Genomic DNA, 9,867 nt, shown 5'->3' with positions numbered 1-9,867 from the left:
AGATTTGTATTAGAGACAGGTGGGAGGGTGCTGCGCTGTCGCTGGCCGCGCCGTCGGTGCGGTACTCCGCGGACCGGCTCCCGCTCTGGACGGCCCGGCTGGCCGAGGCGGCCGCGGGGATCGCCCGCGACCTCGGCGCGGGCTGACCGATCTCCCCCCGGTGGTGGGATCAGCCGCCGGCACGCCGCGTGCGGAGTGCCTCGACCACCATCCGGTGGTCGTCGAGCTGGGGAAGGCCCGAGACCACGACGACGCCGACCGGGCCGACGTCCCGCACCAGCAGCGGAAACGCCCCGCCGTGCGCTGCGTACAGCGCCGGGTCGAGCCCGAACTCGTCCTCGAACGTCGTGCCGCGTTCCCGGCTGGCCTGCCGCACGTACAACGAGCTGTGCCCGAACCGGTGCACCACCCGCGACTTCCGCTCGATCCAGGAGGCGTTGTCCGGAGTCGCGCCGGTCAGCGCGACGGAGAACAGCCGGTGGCCGTTGCGCGCGATCTCGACGGCCACCGGAGCGGAGTTCCGGCGGGCGGCGGCGACCAGCGCCGATCCCAGCTCCCAGGCGTCGTCGTTGGTGAACGAGTCGAACTGCAGCTCCGCCTCCTCGGCGGCGAGCTCGGCGACGGTCGGGAAGGAATCGGTCATGCACCCAACCTAGGACGCGCCCCGGTCAGGCGGACCGGTGCGCGGCGACGGACTCCAGCCCGAGCTCCTCGACCGAGATCTGCCGCATCTCCACCTTGCGCACCTTGCCGGTCACCGTCATCGGGAACTCCTCGACGACCTTCACGTACCGGGGCACCTTGTAGTGGGCCAGCCTGCCCGAGCAGAACTCGCGCAGCGCCTCGGCCGTGAGCGGCGCCGCGCCCTCGCGCAGCCGCACCCACGCCATGAGCTCCTCGCCGTACCGCTCGTCGGGCACGCCGATCACCTGCGCGTCGACGACGTCGGGGTGGGTGTAGAGGAACTCCTCGATCTCCCGGGGGTACACGTTCTCGCCGCCCCGGATGACCATGTCCTTGATCCGCCCGACGATGTTCAGGTACCCGGCCTCGTCCATGACGGCCAGATCGCCGGTGTGCATCCACCGCGCCGCGTCGACGGCCTTCGCCGTGCCCTCCGGCTCCTCCCAGTAGCCCAGCATCACCGAGTAGCCCCGCGTGCAGAACTCGCCGGGCGTCCCCCGGGGCACGGTCAGCCCGGTGGCGGGGTCGACCACCTTGACCTCCAGGTGCGGGTGCACCCGGCCGACGGTCGAGGTCCGGCGCTCCAGGTCGTCGTCGGCACCGGTCTGCGTGGACACCGGCGAGGTCTCGGTCATGCCGTAGCAGATGGTCACCTCGGTCATGCCCATCTCGTCGACCACCCGCTTCATGACCTCCACCGGGCACGGGGAGCCGGCCATGATGCCGGTGCGCAGGCTGGAGAGGTCGTAGTCGGCGAAGTCGGGCAGCGCCAGCTCGGCGATGAACATGGTGGGGACGCCGTACAGCGAGGTGCACCGCTCGTCCTGGACTGCCTTCAGCGTGAGCGCGGGATCGAAGCCGGGGGCCGGGATCACCATCGTCGCGCCATGCGAGGTGGCGCCGAGGTTGCCCATCCCCATGCCGAAGCAGTGGTAGTACGGCACCGGGATGCAGATCCGGTCGGCCTCGGTGTAGCCGCAGCCCTCGCCCACGAAGAACCCGTTGTTGAGCAGGTTGTGGTGGGTGAGCGTGGCGCCTTTCGGGAAGCCGGTCGTGCCGGAGGTGTACTGGATGTTGATCGGGTCGTCCGCGGAGAGCTCGGCCTCCCGGCGGGCCAGCAGCTCCCGGTCGGCGTTCCGCCCGGTGGCCATCAGCTGGTCCCACTCGGAGGAGCCGAGGAACACCACCTCGCGCAGCCGGGGGCGGTCTTCGCGCACCTCGGCCACCGACGCCCGGTAGTCGCTGGTCCGGAACTCCGGCGCCGACACCAGCACCGAGATGCCGGCCTGGTCGAGCACGTAGGCCAGCTCGGAGGTGCGATAGGCCGGGTTGATGGTCACCAGGACCGCACCGAGCTTCGCCGTCCCGTACTGGACGAACACCCACTCGGCGCAGTTGGGCGCCCAGATGCCGACCCGGTCACCCTTCCCGACCCCGAGCGCGTGCAACCCGAGAGCGCAGGCCTCGACCTCGGCGACCAGCTCGGCGTAGCTCCAGCGACGGCCGGTCGCGCACTCCACCAGCGCCTCGGCATCGCCGACCCGCGCCACGGTCCGGTCGAGGTTCGCCCCGATGGTGTCGCCCAGCAGGGGCACCGTCGAGGGGCCGTTGGCGTAGGAGGGGAGCGCGGCGGCGGTCACGGGGAGAGCCTAGGGACCTCCGCGCGCGGCCGGCAGCCCCTGGCACGGAGCATGACCGGTCCGGTCAGGTCAGCTTCCGGACGACCGACAGCGGCAGCGCGCGCATCGCGAAGCCGATGGGCACCCACGGCCAGGCCGGCACGTACGCCTTGGCCCGGCGGGCCTCGATCCCGGCCACCATGCTGCGCACGCCGGTCGGGGTGTCGACCATGAACCGCGTCTTCTGCGACACGTGCTCGTTCATCTCCGAGCGGATGTAGCCCGGGTAGATCACCGACACGTCCAGCCCGCGGATCCGCTCGGAGCGCAGCCCCTCCGCGATCGAGGCGACCCCGGCCTTGGTCGCGGCGTAGACCGTCATGGACTTCCGCATCCCGCGCAGCGCCGACATCGACGAGATCAGCACCAGGTGCCCGCGCTGCTGGCGCCGGAAGATCTCCAGCGCGGCCTCGGTCTGCGCCAGGGCCCCGACGAAGTTCGTCATCGCCGTCTCCCGGTTGGCGTCGGCGCGTCCGGTGCCCAGCGGGGCGCCCTTGCCGAGGCCGGCGTTGACGACGACCCGGTCGATCGTGCCGAACGACGCTGCGAACCGGCCGAAGACGGCGGGGACCGCCTCGGCGTCGGTGACGTCGAGCGCCGCCGTCTCCACCCGCTGCCCGGTCGCGGTCCGGATCTCCTCGGCGAGGGTGTCGAGGCGGTCGGTGCGGCGGGCGCACAGGGCCAGGTCGTAGCCGAGGGCGGCGAACTGCCGCGCCATCTCGGCGCCGAGCCCCGCGCTGGCGCCGGTGATCAGGACGGTGCCCGTGCTCATGCCTGGCCCTCGCTCTGCTCGGCGCGGTGGATGCGCGCGCCCATGCCGCGCATCTGCCGCTCGTACAGCGGGTGCGCCAGCCGCTTGGTCCAGTAGGCGATCTTCGCGTTGCGGTCGGGCATGACCAGGAAGCGCTTCGCGTCCACCGCGCGCAGCACCCGGTCGGCGATCTCGTCGGCACCGAGCTTCGAGCGCTCGATGAGGCGGGTCGCGACGGTGTTCATCAGCGGGTCGTCGTCCCCGAGGGAGGCGGCCAGGTTCGTGCGGAAGAAGGTCGGGCACACGACCGACACGTCCAGGCCCCACGGGGCCAGCTCCCAGCGCAGGCTCTCCGAGAGCGCGACCACCGCGGCCTTGCCGGCGTCGTAGGAGGTCATGGCCGGCGGGTGCACCAGGCCGGCCGCCGAGGCGACGTTCACCAGGTGCCCGGAGCCCTGCTCCTTGAACAGCGGCACGAAGGTCCGGCAGCCGGTGACCGCGCCCAGCACGTTGACGTCCAGGACCCGCCGCCAGTGCTCGGCACCGAGGCGGTCGATCCGGCCGCCGGCGGCGATGCCCGCGTTGTTGACCAGCACGTCGAGCCCGCCGAACTCGGCGCGGACGCGGTCGAGCGCGGTGCCCCAGTCGGCCTCGGAGGTGATGTCCAGCCGGGAGTAGACCGCGCCGGCAGGAACGGTCGCGGTCTCGGCGACGTCGGTGACCAGGACGCGGTCGCCGCGGCCGGCGTACAGGGCGGCCAGCGCCGCGCCGAGACCGGAGGCGCCGCCGGTGACGAGGACCCGCCGGGCGGTCATCGGGCCACACCGGACGTCGTGCGCGGGACGAGGGGCATGCGGGCACGGTACGGAAGGACCCCGCCCGCTCCGCCGCCGGTCACGGCAGGGGCAGGCGTCGGCCGGCTCCACGGCGCGCTCGAGCTCGGCGGAGTTCTCCTCGAAGACGGCGAACGCCAGGTCCAGGCGGGTGGGGAAGTGCCGGTAGAGGACGCCCTGGCCCACTCGCCCCTCCCGTGCGATGGCGTTCAGCGGAACCCGGTGGCCGCGTGCGGCCATGACCCTCCGGGCGGCGTCGAGGACCGCCCGGCGGTTGTCCGGGGCCGCGGCGGGGTCGCCACCGGCATGGCGCCCCGGGAGGTGTTCGAGCTCTCCCAGCAGTTCGCCACCACGCTGGCGCCGATCCTCATGCAGGCCGTGCCGGACCCGGTTCGTAGCCGGAGGACATCGCCAACGCCGTCGCCTGGCCGGCCTCCGACGAGGCGCGGCGCGTCACCGGCATCCAGCTGCCGGTGGACCTGGGCACCCTGGTGCGCTGACCGCGACGGGCCCGTCCGGTCCCGGGCGACTAGCGTCGGGCGCCATGCCGAACAAGTCGTCCGGGACCGTGCCCGCCCAGACCGTTCGCGAGCTCGGCCTGCCTGGCCGCGCGGTCACCGCGCTGAGCAGGGCGGGGATCACCGCCGTCGACGATCTGTCGGGACTCACCCGCGCCGAGCTGGCCGCGATCCCCGGCCTCGGTGCCGGGATGGTGTCCGCCATCCGGGCCGTCGTACCCGAGCCGGTGGGCACCCTCGGCCGAACCGTCCGCCTCCCGGCCGTCCGGCCCGCCGGTCCCGTACCGGAGGCCGACGACGAGGAGTCGCCCGCGGCGCCGTCGATCCCGTCGTTCGCCTCCCTGCGCGACGCGCGACGCCGCACCCCGGTGGACCTGCTGCTGCCCCCGCACCCCGAGGTGCGCGAGCCGGCTGCGGAGCCCGCCCGTCCGGCGGCGCCCCGGCCGGTCACGCCCCGGCCACCGGAGTGGGCCGACCTGTGGCACCTCGGCCTGCGCGTCGCCCGCTGGTGGCTGCACCAGCCGGTCGCCACCGTCCGCCGGCTGCTGGGCTGACCTCGGGGTCGGAGAGCGCCGGTCAGGACCCGACAGGGGCCTCCTCGGCCTCGATCCGGGCGTTCCACTCCCGCTTCGTGGCCTGCCAGCGGTCCTCGGTGTCCCCGCGGCGCCAGTATCCGGAGATCGAGGTCCACTCGGGGTCCAGGCCGCAGGTCGCTCGCAGGTGCCCGCGCAGTGCCCGGACCGCGTACGCCTCGCCGTGGACGAAGACGTGGCCCCGCCCGGAGGGCAGCGGGGCCGCCGACACCGCCGCGACCAGGGCGTCGCCCGGGATGCCTTGGCCCCGGTGCACCCAGTGCAGTTCCACGCCCGGGGCGGCGAGGACGTCGGCGTGCTCCTCCTCGGGACCGGCCACCTCGACGAACACCAGGGCCCGCGCCCCCGGCGGCAGCTGCTCCAGCGTGACGGCGATCGCCGGGAAGGCGGCCTCGTCGCCGGCGAGCAGGTGCCAGTCGGCGTCGGTGCGGGGGGAGTAACCGCCTCCCGGGCCCATGAACTGGATGAGGTCGCCCGGGCGCGCGCCGGCGGCCCAGGGGCCGGCCAGGCCCTCGTCCCCGTGGTGGACGAAGTCGATCGTCAGCTCACCGGCCACGGGATCCCAGGCGCGCACGGTGTAGGTGCGCGTCACCGGCCACTGGTCCGAGGGGAGCTCGGCGCGGATCCGCTCCACGTCGTAGGGGACGCCGTAGGTCGCGCCCACCGGCGGGAACAGCAGCTTGACGTAGCGGTCGGTCTGCTCGCCGCTGGGGAAGCCGGCGAGGCCCTCGCCGCCGAGGACGACGCGGATCATGTGCGGCGTGATCCGCGAGGTGCGGACCACCTCACCCACGCGGGGCGTGCGCTTGCGCGGGGGTCGCCCGTCACCGGTGGGTCGTGGCTCGGTCATGCCTGCTCCGTTTCCGGCGACCCAGGTGAGGGTGCCCTTACCGGGGACGACGCTACAACGCCGCACTCCAGGGCCCGGTGGCCGAGCCCGTCCGCGGACGCCGGGACGCCGGGCCGGCCGCGCCCTAGGCTGCCGTCGTGACCGATCCCGGGAACCCGGCCCTCGCCAAGACGGCGCTCCGCGAGCGCCTGCTGTCCCGGCGCCGAGCGCGTCCGGCGGCAGAGCGGGCCGCCGCGGCGGATGCGGTGGCGGCGGCGCTCGTCGGCTCGCTCGGCGGGCGGGGAGGAACCCTGGCGGCGTTCGTCCCCGACCCCGAGGAACCCGGCCACGGGCGGCTGCCCGAGGCGCTTCGGGAGCTCGGGGCCCGGCTCCTGCTGCCGGTCATCCCGTCCAGCGGCCGGGTGCTGGACTGGGCCGAGCACACCGGGGAGCTGGAGGTCGGCCGGTACGGGCTGTCCCAGCCGGTCGGACCGCGGCTGGGCGCCACCGCCCTCTCCTCGGCCGACACCGTCGTCGTGCCCGCCCTGGCGGTGGACGAGTCCGGCATCCGGCTGGGCCGCGGCGGCGGCTACTACGACCGCGCCCTGGCCTACGCGCGCCCCGACGCGGTGCTCGTCACCGTCGTGTTCGACGACGAACGCCTCGACGAGCTGCCCCGCGAGGTGCACGACCGGCCGGTGGACGCCGTCGTGACGCCGTCGGGCGGCTGGGAGCAGCTGGCGCGGGCCTGAGGGGCCGGACGGGCCGGCGGGGAGTGCCCCGCCGGCCCGTCCGGGCGGATCAGTGCGCGGACGCCGCGGCCGCGGCGTCCAGGTGCGCGATCGAGCGGGTGTCCTGGAAGGCCCGGATCCCCTCGATGCCCTGCTCGCGCCCCATGCCCGACTGCTTCATGCCGCCGAAGGGCGCGCGCAGGTCCAGCCGCGTGGCGCCGTGGTCGTTGACCCAGACGTAGCCGCAGGCCAGCTGCCCGCCGATCCGGTTGGCCGCCTCGGTGTCGGCGGTCCACACCGAGCCGCACAGGCCGCCCCACGTGTCGTTGGCCAGCCGGACGGCGTCGGAGTCGTCGTCGTAGGGGAGCACCGGGATGACCGGCCCGAACTGCTCCTGGGTGACGACCCGCAGCGACGGGTCGGGGTCGACGACGATGGCCGGACGCAGGAAGTTGCCCTCGGCGAACTCGCCGTCGGGCAGCTCGCCGAACTCCAGCACCGTCGCCCCCGCGTCCTTCGCCTCCTCGATGATCTCGGAGACGAACGCCTTCTGGGCGCTCTGGTGGAGCGGGCCCATCGTGGTGCCCTCGGCCAGCCCGTGGCCGAGGACGACCTTCTCCAGCCGCGCGGACAGGCCGGCCACCAGCTCGTCCATGCGCGACCGGTGCACGTACAGCCGCTTGGCCGCCATGCAGATCTGGCCGGTGGTGTCGAAGATGCCTGCGAACAGCCGGTCCAGGTGCTCGTCGTCCAGGATCGCGTCCTCGCGCAGGATCGCCGCGTCGTTCCCACCCAGCTCCAGGGTGACGCGGGTCAGGTTGCGCGAGGCCATCTCCATCATCCGCTTGCCGCCGCCGACGCTGCCGGTGAAGCAGACCTTGGCGACGTCGGCGTTGTCGATCAGGCCGGCCATCTCGGTGTCCTTGCCGGTCACGATGTTGAGCACGCCCGGGGGCAGCTTCTCGGCCACCCGCTGCACCAGGCGGGTGGTGGCCAGCGGGGTCGTCGGCGGCGGCTTCACGATCGCGGTGTTGCCGGCCAGCAGCGCGTGCGGGAGCGCGGCACCCAGGATGGCGATCGGCCAGTTGAACGGCACGATGACCGTCACCACGCCCAGCGGCTGGTGCGCGACGGTGGTCTCGACCGGGATCCCCGGCGCGGGGGCGAGCACCTTCGTCGCGTCGACCTCCTCGGCGAGGGAGAGGGCGAGCTGCCACCGGATCTCGAACACCAGGGCGTCCACCCACGCCTCGTGGACGATCTTGCCGTTCTCCAGGGAGAGGATGCGGGCATCCTCGTCGCGCTCGTCGGCGAGCCCCTCGATCGCGGCCGCCATCTGCGCCGCGCGTTCGGTCGCGGGCAGGGCCGCCCACGCCGGGAACGCGCCCTTGGCCGCCGCGACGGCGTCGGCCACGTCGGCCTGGGTCGCCGCTGCGGCGTGCCCGACGACGACGCCGGGACGGGCCGGGTCGACGACCTCGAGCGTGTCCGTTCCCGCCCTCGCCTCGCCGCCGATGTAGAGCCCCGTGGTCACCGGAGCCGTCGTGCTGACCGTGCTGGTCATACGGATCGCCACCTCTCTGTGTGTTCCGTTGCTGGGGGGACGCGCAGCGGCATCCCGTCCGGCGCCGCGTGCGCCGAAGTCTCCGTCGGGCCCATGGCCCGGTGTGCCCGGGCGGCGGCGACGACGCGCACGGCGTCGGCACTCCCGGCCACGTCGTGCACCCGCACTCCCCAGGCGCCGGCGCCCGCGGCCAGCACCGTGGTGGCCACCGTGGCGCTGTCGCGCTCCCCGGCGGCCGGGACCCGGCCGGAGGCGTCGGCGAGCACCGTGCCGAGGAACCGCTTGCGCGAGGCGCCCACCAGCACCGGGAAGCCGAGCGAGACGACGTCGGCCAGGCCGGCCAGCAGCGCGAGGTCGTGCTCGGGCTGCTTGGCGAAGCCCAGGCCCGGGTCGACGATCAGCCGGTCGGCGGCCACCCCGGCGGCCATCGCGGCGTCCACGCGGGCGCAGAGTTCCCGGCGGACCTCGCCGACGACGTCGCGGTAGGAGGCGGCGGCGTACATGTCCCGGCTGTGGCCCCGCCAGTGCATCAGCACCCAGGGCACCCCGGCGTCGGCCACCAGCCGGGCCATGTCGGGGTCGGCGAGGCCACCGCTGACGTCGTTGACCAGCACGGCACCGGCGCGCAGCGCCGCCTCGGCCACCCGTGCCTGGGTCGTGTCGATGCTGACCGCGACGCCGGCGGCGGCGAGCTCGGCGACGACCGGCACCACCCGCCGGAGCTCCTCGTCGACGTCGACGCGACCGGCGCCGGGACGCGTCGACTCGCCCCCGACGTCGACGGAGTCGGCACCCGCGGCGGCCATCGCGCGGCCGTGCGCCACCGCGGCGTCGGTCGAGTCGTACCGGCCGCCGTCGGAGAAGGAGTCCGGGGTGACGTTGAGGATGCCCACGACCAGGCACCGGTCGGCCCGGGGGAGCACCGGTGGGGTCCGCACCGCGGTGGCGGCTCCGGTCATCCGCGGATGGCCTTCCGCACGGCGGCCTCGACCGCGTCGGCCCGGCGGGCCACCTCGTCGGCGGTTCCGGCAGCCGCGGCGAGGTCCTCGGCGGCGCCCTCGGCGTCGAGCCCCACGAGGTTGGTCTCCACCGCCAGCAGGGCCGTCGTGGCGGCCGCGCGCGCGGCGGCGGTCGCGGCGGCGACGTCGCTGACCAGGTTGCGGTTGGCCACGGGCAGGATCCGCTCGGCCAGCGTCACGAGCTCCGTGGCGATCCCGAGGATCGCCTGCGGGGGGCGGGCGGCGGCGAGCTGGGCGTCGGTCAACGCCTGCCGGCGGGACGCCCGCTCGTCGTCGGTGTCCCGCGACAGCTTCATCGCCTCGGCGACGGCCGAGAAGGCCGTCTCGTCGTCGGCCGCGGCCACCAGCGCCGCGGCGCGGTGGTCGTCCGCGGCGGTGATGACGCCGCCGACCAGCTCCGCGTGCTCCTCGTCGGTCGTGAACCGCCCGACCATGGCGACCAGCGAGGCGGCGAGGGCCGCCTCGATCGCCGCGGCCGCGCCGGCCCCGGGGGCGGACAGGCGCGCGGCCAGCTCGCCGAGGAAGTCGCCCATCGTCTGACGGGGCAGATCGGGGTTGGTGTCCATGGCTCCGGTTCGCGGGTCGGGTCGGTCAGGGCTCGGGAGGCGGGATCAGCGGGCGGGCTGCAGGGCGGGGCCGGGCGGCTGGTGCACGACGAGGGTGGCC

At 74.7% G+C, this 9,867-nt stretch carries 10 protein-coding genes; 2 read left to right on the top strand and 8 right to left on the bottom strand.

Annotated features, from left to right (window positions below):
• Positions 1-169 precede the first annotated feature (169 nt).
• The 4 genes from C5508_RS18090 to C5508_RS18075 form a co-directional block, all read right to left on the bottom strand.
• Complete coding sequence (locus C5508_RS18090; protein WP_104526318.1) at positions 170-643, bottom strand: heme-degrading domain-containing protein; 474 nt, start codon at positions 641-643, stop codon at positions 170-172.
• 25 nt (positions 644-668) lie between these two features.
• Positions 669-2,324: an AMP-binding protein gene (locus tag C5508_RS18085; protein ID WP_104526317.1), complete on the bottom strand. Its 1,656-nt coding sequence runs from the start codon at positions 2,322-2,324 to the stop codon at positions 669-671.
• Positions 2,325-2,388: 64 nt separating this feature from the next.
• A complete protein-coding gene (locus C5508_RS18080) occupies positions 2,389-3,135 on the bottom strand; it encodes an SDR family oxidoreductase (protein ID WP_104526316.1) in 747 nt (248 codons plus the stop codon).
• The gene (locus C5508_RS18075; protein ID WP_269801796.1) at positions 3,132-4,286 is read right to left on the bottom strand and encodes an SDR family NAD(P)-dependent oxidoreductase; all 1,155 of its coding nucleotides are present in this window, start codon (positions 4,284-4,286) and stop codon (positions 3,132-3,134) included. The genes C5508_RS18080 and C5508_RS18075 overlap by 4 nt, the downstream gene beginning before the upstream one ends.
• A 205-nt stretch (positions 4,287-4,491) precedes the next feature.
• On the opposite strand from C5508_RS18075, the gene C5508_RS18065 reads away from it, so the two are divergent.
• Positions 4,492-5,019, top strand: coding sequence for a helix-hairpin-helix domain-containing protein (locus C5508_RS18065; RefSeq protein WP_104526314.1), 528 nt, complete (start codon positions 4,492-4,494; stop codon positions 5,017-5,019).
• A gap of 22 nt (positions 5,020-5,041) precedes the next feature.
• Here C5508_RS18065 and C5508_RS18060 read toward each other — a convergent pair whose 3' ends face one another.
• On the bottom strand, positions 5,042-5,908 hold the full coding sequence (locus tag C5508_RS18060; protein WP_104526313.1) for a siderophore-interacting protein: 867 nt from the start codon (positions 5,906-5,908) through the stop codon (positions 5,042-5,044).
• Positions 5,909-6,045: 137 nt separating this feature from the next.
• On the opposite strand from C5508_RS18060, the gene C5508_RS18055 reads away from it, so the two are divergent.
• Positions 6,046-6,639, top strand: a complete 594-nt coding sequence (locus tag C5508_RS18055) for a 5-formyltetrahydrofolate cyclo-ligase (protein ID WP_104526312.1) — start codon at positions 6,046-6,048, stop codon at positions 6,637-6,639.
• A gap of 49 nt (positions 6,640-6,688) precedes the next feature.
• Here the strand turns inward: C5508_RS18055 and C5508_RS18050 are convergent, their stop codons facing one another.
• From C5508_RS18050 to C5508_RS18040, 3 genes are read right to left on the bottom strand one after another with little or no spacing between them, the layout of a single operon-like run.
• Positions 6,689-8,182, bottom strand: a complete 1,494-nt coding sequence (locus C5508_RS18050) for an aldehyde dehydrogenase family protein (protein WP_104526311.1) — start codon at positions 8,180-8,182, stop codon at positions 6,689-6,691.
• On the bottom strand, positions 8,179-9,141 hold the full coding sequence (gene folP, locus C5508_RS18045) for a dihydropteroate synthase (protein ID WP_104526310.1): 963 nt from the start codon (positions 9,139-9,141) through the stop codon (positions 8,179-8,181). Before folP ends, C5508_RS18050 begins: the two co-directional genes overlap by 4 nt.
• Positions 9,138-9,767 (bottom strand): cyclodeaminase/cyclohydrolase family protein, encoded by a 630-nt coding sequence (locus C5508_RS18040; RefSeq protein ID WP_104526309.1) that lies wholly within the window; start codon positions 9,765-9,767, stop codon positions 9,138-9,140. The genes folP and C5508_RS18040 overlap by 4 nt, the downstream gene beginning before the upstream one ends.
• Positions 9,768-9,867: the final 100 nt, after the last annotated feature.

The organism is Blastococcus atacamensis, from assembly GCF_002938425.1.
Taxonomy (GTDB): domain Bacteria; phylum Actinomycetota; class Actinomycetes; order Mycobacteriales; family Geodermatophilaceae; genus Blastococcus; species Blastococcus atacamensis.
The sequence above is the reverse complement of the archived record's forward strand: the minus strand, read 5'-3'. Positions and strand labels throughout refer to the sequence as shown.